The organism is Pseudomonas sp. BMW13 (assembly GCF_013357275.1).
Classification (GTDB): Bacteria; Pseudomonadota; Gammaproteobacteria; order Pseudomonadales; family Pseudomonadaceae; genus Aquipseudomonas; species Aquipseudomonas khazarica.
This window is the reverse complement of sequence record NZ_SUKD01000019.1, coordinates 46,325-65,665: the sequence shown is the minus strand read 5'-3', so window position 1 is coordinate 65,665 and position 19,341 is coordinate 46,325. Positions and strand designations below refer to the sequence as shown.

General features: G+C 64.3%; 19 protein-coding genes. 14 read left to right on the top strand and 5 right to left on the bottom strand.

Going from position 1 to position 19,341, the window contains the following annotated elements; translation table 11 throughout:
- Positions 1 to 48 precede the first annotated feature (48 nt).
- The 8 genes from fghA to rpoS all read left to right on the top strand — a co-directional run bounded on the left by fghA (position 49) and on the right by rpoS (position 6,896).
- The gene (gene fghA, locus E4487_RS15200; RefSeq protein WP_037053812.1) at positions 49 to 891 is read left to right on the top strand and encodes an S-formylglutathione hydrolase; all 843 of its coding nucleotides are present in this window, start codon (positions 49 to 51) and stop codon (positions 889 to 891) included.
- Positions 892 to 967: 76 nt separating this feature from the next.
- Positions 968 to 1,441, top strand: a complete 474-nt coding sequence (ispF, locus tag E4487_RS15195; protein ID WP_037053815.1) for a 2-C-methyl-D-erythritol 2,4-cyclodiphosphate synthase — start codon at positions 968 to 970, stop codon at positions 1,439 to 1,441.
- Positions 1,438 to 2,496 (top strand): tRNA pseudouridine(13) synthase TruD, encoded by a 1,059-nt coding sequence (truD, locus tag E4487_RS15190; RefSeq protein ID WP_175253764.1) that lies wholly within the window; start codon positions 1,438 to 1,440, stop codon positions 2,494 to 2,496. The genes ispF and truD overlap by 4 nt, the downstream gene beginning before the upstream one ends.
- A complete protein-coding gene (gene surE, locus E4487_RS15185; RefSeq protein ID WP_037053820.1) occupies positions 2,484 to 3,233 on the top strand; it encodes a 5'/3'-nucleotidase SurE in 750 nt (249 codons plus the stop codon). The genes truD and surE overlap by 13 nt, the downstream gene beginning before the upstream one ends.
- Before the next feature lie 38 nt (positions 3,234 to 3,271).
- Positions 3,272 to 3,907: a protein-L-isoaspartate(D-aspartate) O-methyltransferase gene (locus tag E4487_RS15180; protein WP_167494371.1), complete on the top strand. Its 636-nt coding sequence runs from the start codon at positions 3,272 to 3,274 to the stop codon at positions 3,905 to 3,907.
- 25 nt (positions 3,908 to 3,932) lie between these two features.
- The gene (locus E4487_RS15175) at positions 3,933 to 4,871 is read left to right on the top strand and encodes a DUF368 domain-containing protein (protein ID WP_037053825.1); all 939 of its coding nucleotides are present in this window, start codon (positions 3,933 to 3,935) and stop codon (positions 4,869 to 4,871) included.
- Between the two features lie 46 nt (positions 4,872 to 4,917).
- Positions 4,918 to 5,787: a peptidoglycan DD-metalloendopeptidase family protein gene (locus E4487_RS15170; RefSeq protein ID WP_373921536.1), complete on the top strand. Its 870-nt coding sequence runs from the start codon at positions 4,918 to 4,920 to the stop codon at positions 5,785 to 5,787.
- Between the two features lie 101 nt (positions 5,788 to 5,888).
- On the top strand, positions 5,889 to 6,896 hold the full coding sequence (rpoS, locus tag E4487_RS15165) for an RNA polymerase sigma factor RpoS (RefSeq protein ID WP_037053828.1): 1,008 nt from the start codon (positions 5,889 to 5,891) through the stop codon (positions 6,894 to 6,896).
- Positions 6,897 to 7,413: 517 nt separating this feature from the next.
- Here rpoS and fdxA read toward each other — a convergent pair.
- The 3 genes from fdxA to E4487_RS24695 form a co-directional block, all read right to left on the bottom strand.
- On the bottom strand, positions 7,414 to 7,737 hold the full coding sequence (gene fdxA, locus E4487_RS15160) for a ferredoxin FdxA (protein WP_037053831.1): 324 nt from the start codon (positions 7,735 to 7,737) through the stop codon (positions 7,414 to 7,416).
- A gap of 139 nt (positions 7,738 to 7,876) precedes the next feature.
- Positions 7,877 to 10,444 (bottom strand): DNA mismatch repair protein MutS, encoded by a 2,568-nt coding sequence (mutS, locus tag E4487_RS15155; protein WP_175253763.1) that lies wholly within the window; start codon positions 10,442 to 10,444, stop codon positions 7,877 to 7,879.
- Positions 10,445 to 10,535: 91 nt separating this feature from the next.
- Positions 10,536 to 11,840 (bottom strand): PAS domain-containing methyl-accepting chemotaxis protein, encoded by a 1,305-nt coding sequence (locus tag E4487_RS24695; RefSeq protein WP_175253762.1) that lies wholly within the window; start codon positions 11,838 to 11,840, stop codon positions 10,536 to 10,538.
- Positions 11,841 to 11,950: 110 nt separating this feature from the next.
- Here E4487_RS24695 and E4487_RS15145 point away from each other — a divergent pair, with 110 nt between their 5' ends.
- The 3 genes from E4487_RS15145 (at position 11,951) to recX (ending at position 14,057) form a co-directional block, all read left to right on the top strand.
- The gene (locus E4487_RS15145; RefSeq protein ID WP_175253761.1) at positions 11,951 to 12,451 is read left to right on the top strand and encodes a CinA family protein; all 501 of its coding nucleotides are present in this window, start codon (positions 11,951 to 11,953) and stop codon (positions 12,449 to 12,451) included.
- Between the two features lie 85 nt (positions 12,452 to 12,536).
- Positions 12,537 to 13,580: a recombinase RecA gene (gene recA, locus E4487_RS15140; RefSeq protein ID WP_037053238.1), complete on the top strand. Its 1,044-nt coding sequence runs from the start codon at positions 12,537 to 12,539 to the stop codon at positions 13,578 to 13,580.
- Between the two features lie 15 nt (positions 13,581 to 13,595).
- Positions 13,596 to 14,057: a recombination regulator RecX gene (gene recX, locus E4487_RS15135; protein WP_175253760.1), complete on the top strand. Its 462-nt coding sequence runs from the start codon at positions 13,596 to 13,598 to the stop codon at positions 14,055 to 14,057.
- Positions 14,058 to 14,067: 10 nt separating this feature from the next.
- Here the strand turns inward: recX and E4487_RS15130 are convergent, their stop codons facing one another.
- On the bottom strand, positions 14,068 to 14,946 hold the full coding sequence (locus E4487_RS15130; protein ID WP_175253759.1) for a DUF6685 family protein: 879 nt from the start codon (positions 14,944 to 14,946) through the stop codon (positions 14,068 to 14,070).
- Positions 14,947 to 15,090: 144 nt separating this feature from the next.
- Here E4487_RS15130 and E4487_RS15125 point away from each other — a divergent pair, with 144 nt between their 5' ends.
- Positions 15,091 to 15,312 (top strand): DUF2835 domain-containing protein, encoded by a 222-nt coding sequence (locus E4487_RS15125; protein WP_080756997.1) that lies wholly within the window; start codon positions 15,091 to 15,093, stop codon positions 15,310 to 15,312.
- An 87-nt stretch (positions 15,313 to 15,399) separates the two neighbouring features.
- Positions 15,400 to 16,422, top strand: a complete 1,023-nt coding sequence (locus E4487_RS15120; protein ID WP_037053235.1) for a quinone-dependent dihydroorotate dehydrogenase — start codon at positions 15,400 to 15,402, stop codon at positions 16,420 to 16,422.
- A gap of 80 nt (positions 16,423 to 16,502) precedes the next feature.
- Here E4487_RS15120 and rmf read toward each other — a convergent pair whose 3' ends face one another.
- Positions 16,503 to 16,718, bottom strand: a complete 216-nt coding sequence (gene rmf, locus E4487_RS15115; protein ID WP_080756998.1) for a ribosome modulation factor — start codon at positions 16,716 to 16,718, stop codon at positions 16,503 to 16,505.
- Positions 16,719 to 17,134: 416 nt separating this feature from the next.
- Between rmf and rlmKL the strand changes: the two genes are divergently transcribed.
- The gene (gene rlmKL / locus E4487_RS15110) at positions 17,135 to 19,312 is read left to right on the top strand and encodes a bifunctional 23S rRNA (guanine(2069)-N(7))-methyltransferase RlmK/23S rRNA (guanine(2445)-N(2))-methyltransferase RlmL (RefSeq protein ID WP_175253758.1); all 2,178 of its coding nucleotides are present in this window, start codon (positions 17,135 to 17,137) and stop codon (positions 19,310 to 19,312) included.
- Positions 19,313 to 19,341 lie beyond the last annotated feature (29 nt).

The following is a 19,341-nucleotide window of genomic DNA, read 5'->3' as shown; positions in this document are numbered from 1 at the left end:
GCGACCAGTGGCCTGTCGCTTGTGGCCTGACGCTGTCCGGAGGGGCTTATGGAAAACATTTCCTGCCAGAAGAGTTTCGGTGGCTGGCACAAGCGCTATCGCCACCGTTCCACCACCCTGGGTTGCGACATGGTGTTCGCCGTCTACCTGCCGCCGCAGGCCGAGCAGGGCGGCAGGCTGCCGGTGCTGTACTGGCTGAGCGGGCTGACCTGCACCGACGAGAACTTCATGCAGAAGGCCGGGGCGCAGCGCCTGGCCGCCGAGCTGGGGCTGGTGATCGTGGCGCCGGATACCAGTCCGCGTGGTGACGATGTGCCGGGTGACCCGGACAACGCCTGGGACTTCGGCAAGGGCGCGGGCTTCTACGTCAACGCTACCCAGGAGCCCTGGGCGCGCAACTACCGCATGCACGACTACGTGGTGCAGGAGTTGCCCGCGCTGATCGAGGCCAACTTCCCGGTGTCCGACCGCCGTGGCATCGCCGGCCACTCGATGGGCGGGCATGGTGCGCTGGTCTGCGCGCTGCGCAACCCGGGGCGCTATCGCTCGCTGTCGGCGTTCTCGCCGATCAGCAATCCGATGCACTGCCCCTGGGGCGAGAAGGCACTGTCACGCTACCTCGGCGAAGACCGTTCGCGCTGGAAGGAGTGGGATGCCTGTGCGCTGCTGGCCGAGGCCAGCGAACGTCTGCCGATCCTGGTGGATCAGGGCGATCGTGACGACTTCCTCGAAAACCAGCTCAAGCCCGAGGCGCTGGAGGCGGCTGCCAGGGCGGTCGGCCATCCGCTGACCCTGCGTTTGCAGCCTGGCTATGACCACAGCTACTACTTCATCGCCAGCTTCATCGAGGATCACCTGCGCCACCATGCGCAGGCACTGGCTCAGGCCTGACTCGAGCGGATTTCATCCGAGCGGGCCGGCAAACCGGTTAGAATTGCGCCCTGACTTTTTCAGGGCGTTGTTCTTTATGCGTATCGGTCATGGCTATGACGTACACCGCTTCGGCGATGGCGATTTCATCACCCTCGGTGGCGTGCGGATTCCCCACAGGTTCGGTCTCGTCGCTCATTCCGACGGTGATGTGCTGCTGCACGCACTGAGCGACGCCCTGCTCGGCGCGGTGGCGCTGGGTGACATCGGCAAGCACTTTCCCGATACCGATCCGACCTTCAAGGGCGCCGATAGCCGCGCGCTGCTGCGTCACGTGATGGGCCTGGTGCGAGCCAAGGGCTTCGCGGTGGGCAATGTCGACGCCACCATCGTCGCCCAGGCGCCGAAGATGGCGCCGCACATCGAGGCCATGCGCGCGTGCATCGCTGCGGATCTCGGCGTGCAGCTGGACCAGGTCAACGTCAAGGCCACCACCACCGAGAAACTGGGTTTCACCGGGCGTGAGGAAGGGATCGCGGTGCATGCCGTGGCCTTGCTGGTCAAGGCATGAACGAGCAGCAGCTGCTGGGCCCGCGCGCCCATGGCGAGGCCTGCGGGCGCGCCGTGCTCAAGGCCACCGCCGAGGACTTCCAGGTCGATGAAGTGCTGGACATTCCGCTCACCGGCCAGGGTGAACACCTCTGGCTGTGGGTGGAGAAGCGCGGCCTGAATACCGAGGATGCCGCCCGTCGCATCGCCCGCGCCGCGGGGCTGCCCCTCAAGGCGGTCAGCTACGCCGGCCTCAAGGATCGCCAGGCACTCACCCGGCAATGGTTCAGCCTGCACCTGCCAGGCAAGGCCGACCCCGATCTGGCGGCCGCCGAAAGCCCGGCGCTGAGCATCCTCAAGCGCGAGCGACACAATCGCAAGCTGCAGCGCGGTGCCCATTCGGCCAACGGCTTCATCCTGCGCCTGACCGCGCTGCAGGCCGACCGCGAGGCGCTGGAGCAGCGCTTGCGGCAGATCGCCGAACAGGGCGTGCCCAACTATTACGGGCTGCAGCGTTTCGGCTTCGACGGTGGCAACCTGCTGGAGGCGCGGCGCCATGCCGAGCGCGAGGAGCTGCCGGTGCAGCGCAACCTGCGTTCGCGGCTGCTGTCCTCGGCACGCAGTTACCTGTTCAACCGCGTGCTGGCCGAGCGGGTCGCCGCAGGGAGCTGGAACCAGGCGTGCGTCGGCGATCTGCTGGCCTTCACCACCAGCCGCAGCTTCTTCATGGCCGGGGAGGCCGAGTGCCAGGATCCGCGCCTGGCGATCCTCGATCTGCACCCCACCGGGCCGCTCTGGGGCGAAGGGCTGCCCCCGACCGCGCAGGCGGTGAACGAGCTGGAGCAGGCGGTCGGCAGTGAGGAGCCGGCGCTGCTCGCCTGGTTGAGCAAGGCGGGCATGGCTCACGAACGACGCATTCTGCGCCTCCCCATTCAGAGCCTTACGTGGCATTATCCGGAACCCGATATTCTGCAACTTGCATTCGTCCTGCCGGCCGGGAGTTTCGCCACCGTCGTGGTGCGCGAGCTCGTCGACCTCATGCCGACAGGGCAGACGGATACTCCATGCGAATTCTGATTTCCAACGACGACGGGGTGAACGCACCCGGTATCGCCGCGTTGCACCAGGCGCTGGCCGATTACGCCGAGTGCGTGGTGGTTGCGCCGGCCGAAGACAAGAGCGGTGCCAGCAGTGCGCTGACACTCGACCGTCCGCTGCATCCGGTGGCGCTGCCCAACGGCTTCATCAGCCTCAATGGCACCCCGACCGACTGCGTGCACCTGGGCATCAACGGCCTGCTCGAGCAGACGCCGGAGATGGTCGTCTCCGGTATCAACCTGGGGGCGAACCTGGGTGATGACGTGCTCTATTCCGGCACCGTCGCCGCTGCGCTGGAAGGGCGTTTCCTGGACAAGACGGCGTTTGCCTTCTCGCTGCTGTCGCGCCTGCCCGACAACCTGCCGACGGCTGCCTATTTCGCCCGCAAGCTGGTCGAGGCGCACGCGCAGCTCGACCTGCCACCGCGTACCGTGCTCAACGTCAACGTGCCGAACCTGCCGCTCGAGCATATCCGCGGCGTGCAACTGACCCGTCTGGGCCACCGTGCCCGCGCGCCGGCGCCGGTTAAGGCGGTCAATCCGCGTGGCAAGGAAGGCTACTGGATCGCGGCCGCGGGTGATGTCGAGGACGGCAGCCCGGGCACCGACTTCCACGCCGTGATGCAAGGCTACGTTTCGGTCACGCCGCTGCGGCTCGACCGGACGTTCAATGAAGCCCTCGAAAGTATGGACGGCTGGCTGGAGGGAATCTTCTGATGCGTGGACAGGACGACATGCAGCGCAGCGGGATCGGCATGACCTCGCAGCGCACCCGTGAGCGGCTGATTCAGCGCCTCTACGAGGAAGGATTGTCCAACGCGCGGGTGCTGGAAGTGATCCGCCGTACACCGCGCCATCTGTTCGTGGATGAGGCATTGGCGCACCGCGCCTATGAGGACACCGCACTGCCCATCGGTCACAACCAGACCATTTCCCAGCCCTACATGGTCGGCCGCATGACCGAATTGCTGCTGGCCGCCGGGCCGCTGGACAAGGTGCTGGAGATCGGCACCGGTTCCGGCTACCAGACCGCCGTGCTGGCGCAGTTGGTCGAGCGGGTGTTCTCCGTGGAGCGCATCCAGGGGCTGCAGGAGCGCGCCAAGGAGCGCCTCGTCGAACTCAGCCTGCGCAACGTGGTCTTTCGCTGGGGTGATGGCTGGGAAGGCTGGAATGCGCTGGGCCCGTACAACGGCATCATCGTCACCGCCGCCGCTGCGCAGGTACCGCAGGCGCTGCTCGACCAGCTGGCACCGGGTGGTCGCCTGGTCATACCGGTCGGCAGCGGCGACGTGCAGCAACTGTTGCTGATCGTGCGCGAGGAGGAGGGCTTTTCCCGACACGTGCTCGATGCCGTGCGTTTCGTGCCGTTACTCAACGGGCCACTGGCCTGACCGCTTTATCGTTCTGGAAGGATCCATGAAGAAACATTTCCTGCTCTACGCCAAGGGCATGGCCATGGGCGCTGCCGATGTGGTGCCTGGCGTCTCCGGCGGTACCATCGCCTTCATCAGCGGCATCTACGACGAGCTGCTGCGCTCCATCGCCAGCGTTCCCGATGCGCTTCTGTTGTTGCTGCGCGGCCGTATCAAGGACGCCTGGCAGAAAGCCAATGCGACCTTTCTGCTGGTGCTGTTCAGCGGCATTCTGACCAGCATCCTCACCCTCGCACGGCTGATCACCTACCTGCTCAAGCATCACCCGATACCGGTCTGGTCGTTCTTCTTCGGTCTGATCCTCGTGTCCACCTACCTGGTGGGGCGCGAGATCGGGCGCTGGAACTGGACGCGGGTGCTGAGTTTCCTGCTCGGCCTGGGGTTCGCCTACTGGATCACCGTGGCCGCCCCGATGCACTGGGGGAGCGACCTGCCGACCCTGTTCCTGGCGGGGGCGATCGCCATCTGCGCGATGATCCTGCCGGGAATCTCCGGCAGCTTCATCCTGCTGCTGCTGGGGCTCTACTCGGTGGTGCTGGGGGCGGTGAAGGACCTCAACCTCCTGGTGCTGGGCGTGTTCGCCGCTGGCTGCCTGCTCGGGCTGCTCAGCTTTGCCCGGCTGCTCAGCTGGCTGCTGGCGCGCTGGCGTGATCTGAGCCTGGCCTTTCTCAGTGGCCTGATGCTCGGTTCGCTGAACAAGGTCTGGCCCTGGAAGGAGACGCTCACCTGGCGTATCGACAGCAAGGGTGAGCAGGTGCCGCTGTTGCAGCACAACCTGCTGCCCGGGCATTTTGCCGAGATCAGCGGCCAGGATGCACAGCTGCTGATTGCCGTGCTGCTGGCGATTGGCGGGATCGTGCTGGTGCTGGGCCTGGAGTGGCTGGCACAGCGTCAACCCGCCGATGCTGGTCGCGCCGAATAAATACGGCACAATACGCCGTACTCGGAATCATTCAGGGAGCCATCGGGTGAGTCGCACCGTCGTTCACGTTCTGCTTCGCGCCACCATGGCGCTGCGCCTGCCACTGGTCACGCTCGCCGTTGCCGCGCTGGCCGGTTGCGTCAGTTCGCCTCCCGGTGGCGTACAGGTGGTGGAGCGCGGGCAGAACCAGGGGCGGGCGCCGGTGATCCAGCGTCAGCCCGTGCGCAGTGGTCACTACGTGGTGCAGCGCGGCGACACCCTGTACTCGATCGCCTTCCGCTTCGGCTGGGACTGGAAGGCCCTGGCTGCCCACAATGGCCTGCGTGATCCCTACCTGATCCGTGTCGGCCAGATCATTCGCTTCGACAATCGCGCCCTGGCCAGCCAGCCGGTGGCGTCGACCCCCGTTCGCAGCAGCACGCCGACAACCAGCAGGCCGGTTCAGCCTGCTACTCCCGTCACCGCGCCGCCCGCGACCAAGCCGGCCAAGCCGCCTGTCGCCAGCACGCCTGCCACGACACCTGTAACGCCCGTGAGCCGCTCGGCCAGCGGCTGGGCCTGGCCAACGCAGGGCTCGGTGATCAGCCGTTTTTCCTCAAACGGTAGTTTGAATAAAGGCATTGATATCGCCGGGGAATTAGGACAGCCTGTTTTAGCTGCGTCTGATGGGTCGGTGGTGTACGCCGGGAGTGGTTTGCGGGGCTACGGCGAATTGATCATCATCAAGCACAGCGACACCTACGTAAGTGCCTACGGTCACAACCGCAGGCTGTTGGTACGGGAGGGGCAGCAGGTCAAAGCCGGGCAAAGCATTGCCGAGATGGGATCAACAGGGGCCGACCGGGTGAAACTGCACTTCGAGATTCGCCGCCAAGGTAAGCCTGTCGATCCACTGCAATACCTGCCACGTCGTTGATCCGCCGCTGACTCGTTCCATCTCGTGGGAGGGACGGGCTCAGGTATGGCCAGGACGGTTCCGCCAGAGTCTGTTGTCGAACTCAGCTAGGGACAACAACAATGGCTCTCACAAAAAAAGAAGCGCCGGAGTTTGACGTCGACGATGAGCTGCTCCTCATGGAGCCGGGTATCGTCTTGGGCGAGGTTCAGGGCGATGAGGTGGAAGCACCGGTCGCGCGTACCAAGACCAAGAACGCCGCTCCCTCCAAGCAGCACAAGTACATCGATTACACCCGGGCGCTCGACGCCACTCAGCTTTACCTCAACGAAATCGGTTTCTCTCCCTTGCTCACTCCCGAAGAGGAAGTGCACTTCGCGCGCCTGGCGCAGAAGGGCGATCCTGCCGGGCGCAAGCGCATGATCGAGAGCAACCTGCGCCTGGTCGTCAAGATCGCTCGGCGTTACGTCAATCGCGGCCTCTCTCTGCTCGACCTGATCGAAGAGGGGAACCTGGGGTTGATTCGCGCTGTGGAGAAGTTCGATCCGGAGCGTGGTTTCCGTTTTTCAACCTATGCGACCTGGTGGATCCGCCAGACCATCGAACGGGCCATCATGAACCAGACGCGAACCATCCGTTTGCCGATTCATGTGGTCAAGGAGCTCAACGTATACCTGCGTGCGGCTCGTGAACTGACCCAGAAGCTCGACCATGAGCCTTCAGCGGAAGAAATTGCCAACCTGCTGGAAAAACCGGTGGGTGAGGTCAAGCGCATGCTTGGCCTCAACGAGCGGGTGTCCTCGGTGGATGTCTCGCTCGGTCCGGACTCGGACAAGACGTTGCTCGACACCTTGACCGACGATCGTCCGACCGACCCGTGTGAGCTGCTGCAGGACGATGACCTGTCCCAGAGCATCGACCAGTGGCTCTCGGACCTGACCGACAAGCAGCGTGAAGTCGTGGTACGCCGCTTCGGCTTGCGTGGCCATGAGAGCTGTACGCTGGAAGAGGTGGGACAGGAGATCGGTCTGACCCGCGAGCGGGTCAGGCAGATCCAGGTGGAGGCGCTCAAGCGTCTGCGCGAGATCCTCGAAAAGAATGGCCTTTCGAGCGACGCACTGTTCCAGTAGCGTTCGCCTCGATCACCAACCCGGCTTCGGCCGGGTTTTTTCTGCGTCCCCGTGTAAGTCATCACTTACAGACGCTGTCAGCGTTTGGGGTGGCTGCCTCTTGTTTTTGTCTTTTTATTTTTTAACTCATTGTTTTTGAACGTATTTTTATTTTCAGGAACTGGATGAGGGCGGTTTTTGCCGGCTTGCAGGGAAGTCTGTAGCGGCTAATATCACAACCGTGCTTAGGGATAAGCACAGGTCATCAGGACGATGATCAGGAACATCGCAAGAAGCGATTCATCAGGATGATGGGCTTGGAAATAAAGGGACTAGGGAATAAAAGTGGGCGGCGCAAGCCGCCCCTTTTTTTGCCCGCCATTCCTGCCCGCAATCCGCAAGGGGCACCCGCCACGTCAGGCGTGGCGCCGGCAACTGGCCTCCGCGATGTGCACCGCGGTGCGCCGACTGTTCCGAGCAACGCTATCCCATAATGCAAAAGACCCGCGCTTGGCGGGTCTTTGCGTTCTGCAGCGGGTTAGCGCTCCAGGTGCTGCAGCTTGTCCTTCACGCCATCCCACTCTTCGGCGTCGGCCAGGGCGTCCTTCTTCTCGGTGATGTTCGGCCAGACTTCAGCCAGGTCGGCGTTCAGCTCGATGAACTCCTGCTGATCTTCCGGCACCTCGTCTTCCGAGAAGATGGCCTGGGCGGGGCACTCCGGCTCGCACAGGGCGCAGTCGATGCACTCGTCAGGATGGATGACCAGAAAGTTCGGGCCCTCGTAGAAGCAGTCCACCGGGCAGACTTCCACGCAGTCGGTGTATTTGCACTTGATGCAGTTGTCGGTGACGACGAAGGTCATGTCTGATTCTCTCCTCGGGCGGCGGCCTGGGCCCTTTCTGTGAAGGGCTCTCAGGCGCTCTGTCAGGGGCCGCGGCTCAGGCTGTAAACCGGGCGGTCGTAAAATTGCGCGCGATTCTAGCAGTTTGTTGTATTGAGCGTTAGATCTGCGTCTTCCATGTATATAACAGTTCCAACGCTTTACGCGGAGTCAGATCATCCGGATTGATCGTATGCAATTGCTCCAGCAGCGGGTGCGGCGTGCTGGCGAACAGGTCGCTCTGCATCGGTGCTTGCGGCTGTCCGGGCTCTTGCCGAGGTCGATCGTGCGGCAGGCTGGTGGCTTCCAGGCGTGCCAGGTGCTCACGGGCGCGGCTGATCACGGTGCCGGGCACGCCCGCCAGCTGTGCCACGGCCAGGCCGTAGCTCTGGCTCGCAGGCCCCGCCTGGACGTGGTGGAGGAAGACGATGCGCTCATTGTGCTCGGTGGCCGAGAGGTGCACGTTGGCCACCACCGGCTCGCTTTCCGGAAGCACGGTCAGCTCGAAGTAGTGGGTGGCGAACAGGGTGAAGGCGCGCAGGCGGGCCAGGTGTTCGGCCGCCGACCACGCCAGCGACAGGCCGTCGAAGGTGCTGGTACCACGGCCAACCTCGTCCATCAGCACCAGGCTGCGTTCGCTGGCGTTATGCAGGATGTTGGCGGTTTCGCTCATTTCCACCATGAAGGTCGAGCGCCCACCGGCGAGGTCGTCACTGGAGCCGATGCGGGTGAAGATACGGTCGACCAGTGACAGTTCGCAGGCGGCGGCAGGGACGAAGCTGCCGATGTGCGCCAGCAGCACGATCAGCGCGGTCTGGCGCATGTAGGTGGATTTACCGCCCATGTTCGGACCGGTGATGATCAGCATGCGGCGGTTGTCGTCGAGGTCGAGGTCGTTGGCCACGAACGGTGTGGTCAGCACCTGCTCGACCACCGGGTGGCGACCCTGGTCGATGCGCATGCAGGGTTCTTCGACGAAGCGCGGGCGGTTCAGGTCGAGATTCAGCGCGCGTTCGCCCAGGTTGCTCAGCACATCCAGTTCGGCCAGCGCCGCGGCACTGTCCTGCAGCGGCGCCAGGTGACCGATCAGGCGCTCCAGCAGTTCGTCATAGAGCATCTTCTCGCGGGCCAGGGCACGGCTCTTGGCCGACAGGGCCTTGTCCTCGAATTCCTTCAGCTCCGGGGTGATGAAGCGCTCGGCGCCCTTGAGCGTCTGCCGGCGAATGTAATCGGCGGGGGCCGACTCCGCCTGCTTGGTCGGCAGTTCGATGAAGTAGCCGTGCACGCGGTTGTAGCCGACCTTGAGGTTGGCCAGGCCGGTACGGGCCTTCTCGCGTGCTTCCAGGTCCATGAGGAACTGGCCGGCGTTCTCGCTCATCGCCTGCAGTTCGTCCAGTTCGGCGTCGTAGCCGGTCTTCAGCACGCCACCGTCACGGATGACCGCCGGCGGGTTGTCGATGATGGCGCGGGCCAGCAGGTCGGCCAGCTCGGGGTAGGTGGCGATGCTGTTTGCCAGTTGCTGCAGGTGCGGCGTGTCCAGCGGGGTCATCGCCTGCTGCAGCTCGGGCAGTGCGGCGAGAGCGTCACGCAGGCGGGCGAGGTCGCGTGGACGAGCGTTGCGCAGGCCGATACGGGCAAGGATCCGCTCCAGGTCGCCGATCTCCTTGAGCTGCGGTTGCAGCGTCTCGAAACGGTAGCCGTCGAGCAGGCAGGCAATGGCGTTCTGACGCGCTTCGAGTACGGCACGATCACGCAGCGGACGGTTCAGCCAGCGCCCCAGCAGGCGGCTGGCCATGGCGGTCTGGCAGCGATCCATCACCGATTGCAGGGTGTTGTCGCGCCCGCCGGAGAGGTTGATGTCCAGCTCCAGGTTGCGGCGGCTGGCGCCGTCGAGGATCACCGTGTCGTCCAGGCGTTCGTGCCGCAGGCTGCGCAGGTGGGGCAGGGCGGTGCGCTGGGTTTCCTTGGCGTAGCCCAGCAGGCAGCCGGCGGCGCCGATGGCCAGGGTCAGGTTTTCGCAGCCGAAGCCTTTCAGGTCCTGGGTGCCGAACTGCTGGCACAGGCTCTTGAAGGCACTGTCGCGGTCGAAGTCCCAGGGCGCGCGACGTCGAGAGCCCTTGCGCTTTTCGGCCGGGAGGCCCTGTGGCCAGTCGTCGGGGATCAGCAACTCGGCGGGGTTCAGGCGTTCCAGTTCGGCCAGCAGGTTTTCCCAGCCCCTGATTTCCTGGACGCTGAAGCGGCCGCTGGTGATGTCCAGCACGGCCAGGCCGAACAGGCGCTCGTCACCCAGCACGGCAGCCAGCAGGTTGTCGCGGTGTTCGTCGAGCAGGGCCTCGTCGCTGATGGTGCCGGGAGTGATGATGCGCACCACCTGGCGCTCGACCGGACCCTTGCTGGTGGCCGGATCGCCGACCTGCTCGCAGATCACCACCGACTCGCCGAGCTTGACCAGTTTGGCCAGGTAGCCTTCGACCGAGTGGAAGGGGATGCCGCACATGGGAATCGACTGACCGGCCGACTGGCCGCGCGCGGTCAGGGTGATGTCCAGCAGCTTGGCGGCCTTCTTCGCATCCTCGTAGAAGATCTCGTAGAAGTCGCCCATGCGATAGAACATCAGCTGATCCGGGTGCTGGTTCTTCAGCTTCCAATATTGCTGCATCATCGGGGTGTGAGCGGAGAGATCGGTCATGCCGGGCCTTAGGTGCGGTGGGTGTGACGAAGCCGGGAATTTTCCCATACTTCGCCCACCGCGTGGACCCCGAATCGGCAGCGATTCGCGTTCAGTCGGTGAACGTCACCGAGAACTGGGCGACGGCTTCGACCACCCGCTGCGACTCGCTGCGTATCTCGCGAATCACCTCGCCGGCCTGGTTGGCCAGGTCCACGCCGGTGCGTGCGTGTTCGCGCGTCGTGGCCATGCTGGCCACGGCGTTACGCGTGAGGCTCTGGTTCTCCTGGACGACACCGTTGATCTCCTGGGTGGCCTGGCTGGTGCGCGAGGCCAGCTGGCGGACTTCATCGGCGACCACGGCGAATCCGCGCCCCTGTTCACCGGCGCGTGCGGCTTCTATCGCGGCATTGAGTGCCAGCAGGTTGGTCTGGTCGGCGATGCCGCGGATGACCTGGACGATGCTGGTGATCTGTTCCGACTGCTTGTTCAGGCCTTCGATCTGCTCCGCGACGTTGGCCAGTTCGCTGGCGATGTCGTTGACCACCGCGACGGTCTGCGCCACGGTGCGGGTGCCGTGATCGGCGGAGACATCGGTCTCCTTGGCGATGTCGTGGGCCAGCTGCGCGGCGGCGGCTTCGGAGTCGCGGCGCTCGACCTGGGTGGTGATGTCGCTGGCGAACTTGACGACGCCGTACACGCGTCCGTTGGCGTCGTACAGCGGGTTGTAGGTCGCACGCAGCCAGACCTGGCGGCCGTGCCTGGTGACGCGGCGAAAGCGGTCGGACATGAACTCGCCCTTGTTCAGGCGCGCCCAGAACTCGCGGTAGTCGTCGCTGTGGCTGTCTTCTGCCAGGCAGAACATCCGGTGATGCTGGCCGATCACCTCGTCGCGGGTATAACCCATCAGGTCGAGGAAATTCTGGTTGGCGCTCACCACCTCGCCATCCAGGTTGAATTCGATCACCGCCATGGAGCGGTCGATGGCCTTGATGTAGCTCTCGTGCATGTGTTCGGCGGCGACCTGACGGGTGATGTCGGTGGCGATCTTCATGACCTTGGTTACCGCGCCCTGGGCGTCACGGATCGGCATGTAGGTGGCTTCGAGCCAGACTTCCCGGCGATCCCGCGTCAGCCTGGGAAAACGGTCGCTGAAGTGTTCGCCCTGGCGCAGGCGCTGCCAGAATTGCTGATAGGCCAGGCTCTCGCTCAGGCTGCGCGAACAGAACAGTCGGTGGTGCTGGCCGACGATCTCCTCCAGGCTGTAGCCCACCACCTCGAGAAAGGCGCGATTGGCATCGAGGATGATGCCATCCGGGGTGAACTCGATCATCGCCATCGATTGTCGTATGGCCTGCAGCTCGGCCGTTCCGGCGCTGGGCGCGTCCTTCTGCTCTTTATTGCGTGACAGCCACATCTCGCGTCTCCTTTCGTTCCGCCACCGGAGATAACACTAGACGACATTTGCGCGTTCCACTGGCGGTTCAAGCTGTGTAGGGTTGTCCGTTCGATGAACGAGGGACGGACATGGACAGAATCGATCGACTGGCCGCGCAACTGGGTGACGGGTTGAAAAGGCTGGGCGCCCAGGTGAGCACCGCAGAGTCCTGCACCGGCGGTGGGATCGCCGAGGCCATTACCCGCATTCCCGGCAGTTCGGCCTGGTTCGAGGCGGGCTATGTCACCTACTCCAATGCGCAGAAAACCAGGCAGCTGGACGTGTGCAGCGAGTTGTTCGTCAGCGTCGGTGCGGTCAGCCAGGAAGTCGTCGAGGCGATGGTACGAGGGGCCCAGGCGCACAGCGGCGCGCGCTACGCAGTCGCGGTCAGCGGAGTGGCCGGTCCCGACGGCGGCTCGGCGGAGAAGCCGGTGGGCACTGTCTGGTTGGCCTGGGGCGATGGCGAGCGGCTTTTCAGCGTGCGCAAACAGTTCGCCGGAGGCCGTGATCAGGTGCGCCGACAAACGGTCGAGGCCGCACTGACGGGGCTTCTCGCCCTGTTGGCGGAGGAAAATCCTTCCCTGGGGTAGGCGGACGACTTGCCCTGTGGAATAATACTGGCTACTTATACAGTTGTTGGTGGCCTGCCGGCCCTCTTGAACATGCGAGGATAGAATGGACGAGAACAAGAAGCGTGCCTTGGCGGCTGCCCTGGGCCAGATCGAGAAGCAGTTTGGCAAGGGCGCGGTCATGCGCATGGGCGATCACGAGCGCCAGGCGATTCCGGCCATTTCCACCGGTTCGCTGGGGCTGGACATCGCGCTGGGCATCGGCGGCCTGCCCAAGGGCCGTATCGTCGAGATCTACGGTCCGGAATCCTCCGGTAAGACCACGCTCACGCTGTCGGTGATCGCCGAAGCGCAGAAGCTCGGTGCCACCTGTGCCTTCGTCGATGCCGAGCACGCGCTGGACCCGGATTACGCCGGCAAGCTGGGTGTCAACGTCGACGACCTGCTGGTCTCCCAGCCCGACACCGGCGAGCAGGCCCTGGAAATCACCGACATGCTGGTGCGCTCCAACGCCATCGACGTGATCATCGTCGACTCCGTGGCGGCCCTGGTACCGAAGGCGGAAATCGAGGGTGAGATGGGTGACATGCACGTCGGCCTGCAGGCTCGCCTGATGAGCCAGGCGCTGCGCAAGATCACCGGTAACATCAAGAATGCCAACTGCCTGGTCATCTTCATCAACCAGATCCGCATGAAGATCGGTGTCATGTTCGGCAGCCCGGAAACCACTACCGGTGGTAACGCGCTGAAGTTCTACTCCTCGGTTCGCCTGGACATCCGTCGCACGGGTGCGGTGAAAGAGGGTGAAGAGGTGGTCGGTAGCGAAACGCGGGTTAAGATCGTCAAGAACAAGGTCGCTCCGCCTTTCCGTCAGGCCGAGTTCCAGATCCTCTATGGCAAGGGCATCTACCGCAACGGCGAGATCATCGACCTCGGCGTGCAGCAGGGCCTGGTCGAGAAGTCGGGTGCCTGGTACAGCTACCAGGGCAACAAGATCGGCCAGGGCAAGGCCAACGCCGCCAAGTACCTGGAAGACAATCAGGCCGTGGCACGCGAGATCGAGGGTCAGATTCGCCAGAAGCTGCTGGTCAGCAGCACTCCGGCGAAGGCGACTGCCGATGACCTGGCTGACGCAGAAGTCGACTTCTAAGCCTGCCGCGCACGCATGACCGCGATACTGGACAACCCGCTCGCCGTTCGGCGGGCGGCCATGGACCTGCTTGCCCGGCGTGAGCACGGGCGTGTCGAGCTGACGCGCAAGCTGCGCAAGCGCGGTGCACCGCAGGAGCTGATAGAGGTGGCCTTGCAGCGCTTGTCCGAGGAAGGCCTGCTGTCCGAGGCGCGCTATCTGGAAAGCTTCGTTGCCTATCGTGCGCGTGCCGGCTATGGGCCGCAGCGCATTCGCGAAGAGCTGGGGCAGCGGGGGCTGGAGCGCGGCGACATCGATCAGGCGCTGCGCGAAAGTGCTATCGACTGGTTCGAGTCGTTGCGTGAGACCTGGCAGCGCAAGTTTGCCGGTCAGTTGCCGACGGACGCTCGTGAGCGTGCCAAGCAGGGGCGGTTTCTCGCCTATCGAGGTTATTCGCTGGACATGATCGGACGTCTGTTGCGCGGCAGCGACGAATAGACGCCAGCGATCACTCGGCGACGCTTGCCAGCTGGCGCAGATAATCCAGCACGTTTGGCGCGCCGGCCAGGCGCAGTCCTTCGCCCAGGGCGGTGGCGTCCTGGTGCTCCTTGGGGAGCAGGAGGAACTCCGGCTTGCCGGCTTTCTTCAGCAGCGACAGGCGCGCGTAGGGTATGCCGTTGTCCAGCAGCAAGCCCATGAAGCCTGGATCGCTCCAGGCCTCTTCAGGCATGGCCAGTACGTGGTAGCGGTGCTGCAGGTTGTCCAGGCCCGTCTCGCTCAGGCGATAACGCACCATGTTGGCGGGCAGCAGCACTTCCAGGCCGCGTCTGCGCGCGTAGGCAATCGCGCTGGCGAAGGCTTCCCCCCGTGTTTCCCCTGCCCAGAATGTGCGGGTGCGCCAGTTGGCTTGCAGCAACTCCACCGGGTCGCCGGCCATGAAGCGTGGCAAGGGCTGGCTCATGGCCTTGAGGAAGTCCTTGTAGCTGATGATGCGGACCTGCCGGCAATGCTCGCTCGCCGCATAGTCTTCGAAACTGCCGTAGCCGGGGGCGGGAGTCGTACAGGCAAAACCGTCGATCAGGCGCAGGTCGAAGGATTGCAGCTGTTGCGTCTGCGCCTCCACGACCTGGGTCAGGGCGGAATGCGCCTGTGCCTTGTCCTCCTGCACCGGGCCGGACAGGGCGCCGCGAGGGAGGTGGAGCAACTGTTGCAGTTGCGGGCCCTCATGCCAGCAGATGCTGTCGGCAGGCGCTGGTAGCACCTTGAATGGCAGGCGCAGCACGCTGGCCCTGGCGAAGATCTGCCGCGAGGCACGACCCAGCAACCCCAGGCGTTGTGCCAGGGCCGTCAGGCGGCCACCAAGGGTGGAGGATTCGGGCAGGCTCATGGCCGACAGGTCGCTCCTGAAGCGTCTACTGCAGTGTGGCAGACACAGGCGGCTATTGCCCATACAGCGTGGTGCGGCACGTGAGCGCCTGTGGCTGCGTAGGTCTGTGGCAAAATAGCCGCATTCATTTGCGAGGGTGCCTCCATGCCCAGCTTGGTGCTGGATATTGCGTTATCGGCCGAACGAGTGCAGGCCATCTATCGGGGCCAGGCCAACCGGATTATGGCGCAAAGCCGCGACGGACGCCGAGTTAGTTTGCCAGCGCATCATTTGCGGCCGTATTTGACCCATGCAGGCATCCATGGTTCCTTCGTTCTGGAATTCAATGATGCCGGCGAGCTGCTGAGCTTACGCCCTCTGGGCTGATCTGGCGCACGTGCCTCGCGCCCGTCATGCGTGCACGGCTATAATCGCCGGTCCGCCCACCCTCTATCTGTCGAGCTGAGCCTGCCCATGTACACCCTGGCCCGCGAGCTGCTGTTCAAACTTTCCCCGGAAACCTCCCACGAGCTGTCTATCGACCTGATCGGGGCGGGGGGGCGTCTGGGGCTCAATGGTTTGCTGACCAAGGCGCCGGCCAGCTTGCCGGTCAACGTGATGGGCCTGCAGTTCGCCAACCCGGTGGGGCTGGCGGCGGGGCTGGACAAGAATGGCGACGCCATCGACGGCTTTGCCCAGCTTGGCTTCGGTTTCGTCGAGATCGGCACCGTGACGCCTCGGCCGCAGCCGGGCAACCCCAAGCCGCGCCTGTTCCGCCTGCCGGAGGCCGAGGCGGTGATCAACCGCATGGGTTTCAACAACCAGGGCGTCGATCATCTGCTCGAGCGGGTCAAGGCTGCGAAATTCAAGGGTGTACTGGGCATCAATATCGGCAAGAACTTCGATACCCCGGTCGAGCGTGCGGTGGATGACTACCTGGCGTGCCTGGACAAGGTGTACGCCCACGCCAGCTACGTCACGGTCAATGTCAGCTCGCCCAACACGCCCGGGCTGCGCAGCCTGCAGTTCGGCGACTCGCTCAAGGAACTGCTGGAAGCCTTGCGTCGCCGTCAGGAGGACCTGGCCCAGGAGCATGGCAAGCGCGTGCCGCTGGCGATCAAGATCGCCCCGGACATGAGCGATGAAGAAACCGCGCTGGTGGCGTCGGCGCTATTGGGCGCGGACATGGACGCGGTGATCGCGACCAACACCACGCTCAGCCGCGAAGGTGTCGAGGGGCTGGCCCATGGCGACGAAGCCGGTGGCCTGTCCGGTGCACCGGTGCGCGACAAGAGCACGCATATCGTCAAGGTGCTGGCTGGCGAGCTGTCCGGCCGACTGCCGATCATCGCCGTTGGCGGTATCACCGAAGGTCGGCATGCGGCGGAGAAGATCGCTGCCGGCGCCAGCCTGGTACAGATCTATTCGGGGTTCATCTACAAGGGGCCGGCGTTGATCCGTGAAGCGGTGGATGCGATCGCGGCACTGCGTAAATAAATAGGGCTCCCGAAGGAGCCCTTGGGCTTGCGCCCGCCGCCCGGATGGGGTCGGCATGGTGAAGTCGGGTGTGATCCTGATCAGCCGACAGCGTGAAGTTCGTTGAGTCGATGAATACCGGCCGCGCCGGTCAGCCCATCCCAGTTGTCACCACGGCCCTCACGCCAGCCATTGAGCCAGGCTTGACGTACCGATGGCAGGGTAAAGGGGCAAAGTTCGCGGGATTTACCATTGATGCCGTACTGATAGCCGCGCAAGAAAGCTCGTTCTAACGGATCACGCTTAAGTCTTCTCATAGGGTGTTGCCCTCACTGTTGACTGTTATGTCCCGTTGGCCTTGTGGCAAGGCCGGGCAGAAAATGTCTGCCTGCGAAGGCCCGCTGCCGGCGTGGCGGACCTTCTGTGCACTCGCCGTTGCAACGAGCGCCTTAGGTAGTGTTCTAACGAATGCACCGAGGCCTGTGAATGATCGATTTGTCATAAGGGCGTAACCTAAATGAGGGTGGCGCCATAAGGGGGCTGGGCATACATCCAGGCCCATTCGGCCAGACGCCGTGGGGCCTGGCTGAGCGCAGGCATGCCTGCAAAGTGCTAGTGCGAATGAGAGCGCTTGCTTATTCCGACGAAGGGTCGCCGTGTGACGTTTTGTCACTTATTTTTGAGTCGAGGTGCGCCGCCGCATCTCCCGGATTGCCATAGGCAGTAGGACACCATGTCTGATCGTTACGAAATCGTGCTGACTTGCCCCAAGGGGCTCGAAGGTCTGTTACTGGAAGAGGCCAGGGCGCTGGGGCTGGAGGAAGCGCGCGAGCAGACGGCGGCAGTCCGTGGCCATGCCGAGATCGAGGTCGCCTATCGCCTGTGCCTGTGGTCGCGCCTGGCCAACCGTGTGCTGCTGGTGCTGTCGCGTTTCACCATGAACAGCGCGGAGCAGCTGTATGACGGGGTCAAGGCGGTCGACTGGCGCGATCACCTGGAGCCGGCCGGCAGCCTGGCGGTGGAGTTCAGTGGCCAGGGTTCGGGCATCGACAACACCCATTTTGGCGCGCTCAAGGTCAAGGATGCGATCGTCGACCGGCTGCGGACCGCCGCCGGCGAGCGTCCGAGCATCGACAAGGTCAATCCCGACTTGCGCGTTCACCTGCGCCTGGACCGGGGAGAGGCGGTGCTGTCCCTGGACCTGTCCGGGCACAGCCTGCACCAGCGCGGATACCGCCTGCAGCAGGGCGCGGCGCCGCTCAAGGAAAACCTCGCGGCTGCGGTGCTGATCCGTGCCGGTTGGCCGCGTATCGCCGCCGAGGGCGGCGCCCTGGCCGACCCCATGTGCGGTGTCGGTACGTTCCTGGTGGAGGCCGCGCTGATGGCGGCGGACGTCGCCCCGAACCTCAAGCGCGAACGCTGGGGCTTTTCCAACTGGCTCGGGCACGTGCCGGCGCTGTGGAAGAAGCTGCATGCCGAGGCCGAGCAGCGTGCGGCGGCGGGCCTGGCCAAGCCACCGTTGTGGATTCGTGGCTACGAGGCCGATCCCCGCCTGATCCAGCCGGGGCGCAACAACGTGGAGCGTGCCGGGTTATCCGACTGGGTGAAGATCTATCAGGGCGAGCTGGCTCACTTCGAACCGCGTCCGGACCAGAACCAGAAAGGCCTGGTGATCAGCAACCCACCCTATGGCGAGCGCCTGGGGGATGAAGCCAGCCTGCTGTACCTCTACCAGAACCTCGGCGAGCGCCTGCGCCAGGCCTGCCTGGGCTGGGAGGCTGCGGTGTTCACCGGGGCGCCTGAGCTGGGCAAGCGCATGGGTCTGCGCAGCCACAAGCAATATGCCTTCTGGAATGGCGCGCTGGCCTGCAAACTGTTGTTGATCAAGGTGCAGACCGAACAGTTCGTGACCGGCGAGCGCCGGGCGAAGAACGTCGACGAGCCCGAGCAGGAAGCGCCGCAACAGGCGCGCCTGTCGGAGGGCGGGCAGATGTTCGCCAACCGCCTGCAGAAGAACCTCAAGCAACTGGGCAAGTGGGCGCGCCGCGAGGGGGTCGAGTGCTATCGACTCTACGATGCGGACATGCCGGAGTATGCCCTGGCGGTCGATCTGTACCGCGACTGGGTGCATGTGCAGGAGTACGCGGCGCCGCGCTCGATCGATCCGGAGAAGGCGCAGGCGCGCCTGCTCGATGCGCTGGCGGCGATTCCCCAGGCGCTGGGCGTGGCGCAGAACCGTGTGGCGATCAAGCGCCGTGAGCGCCAGGCCGGTACCAAGCAGTATCAGCGTCAGGCGGCTCAGGGCCAGTTCATGGAAGTGAACGAGGGCGGGGTCAAGCTGCTGGTCAACCTCACCGACTATCTGGATACCGGGCTGTTCCTCGATCACCGGCCGCTGCGCATGCGCATCCAGCGCGAGGCGGCCGGCAAGCGCTTCCTGAATCTGTTCTGCTACACCGCCACGGCTACGGTCCATGCGGCCAAGGGCGGGGCGCGCAGCACCACCAGCGTCGACCTGTCGAAAACCTACCTGGACTGGGCGCGGCGCAATCTGTCGCTGAACGGTTTCTCCGACAAACAGCGCCTGGAGCAGGGCGATGTGATGGCCTGGCTGGGCGAGGACCGGGGCGAGTACGACCTGATTTTCATCGACCCGCCAACCTTCTCCAATTCCAAGCGCATGGAAGGGGTGTTCGATGTGCAGCGCGACCATGTCGAGCTGCTCGACCTGGCCATGGCGCGTCTGGCGCGTGGCGGCGTGCTGTATTTCTCCAACAACTTCCGCAAGTTCCAGCTGGATGAGAGCCTGATGGCTCGCTATCAGGTCGAGGAGATCAGCGCGCAGACGCTCGATCCGGACTTTGCGCGCAATGCCAAGATTCATCGCGCCTGGCGCTTCAGCGCGCGTTGATTGCGTAGCTGGTGCAGTCCGCAGGCTGG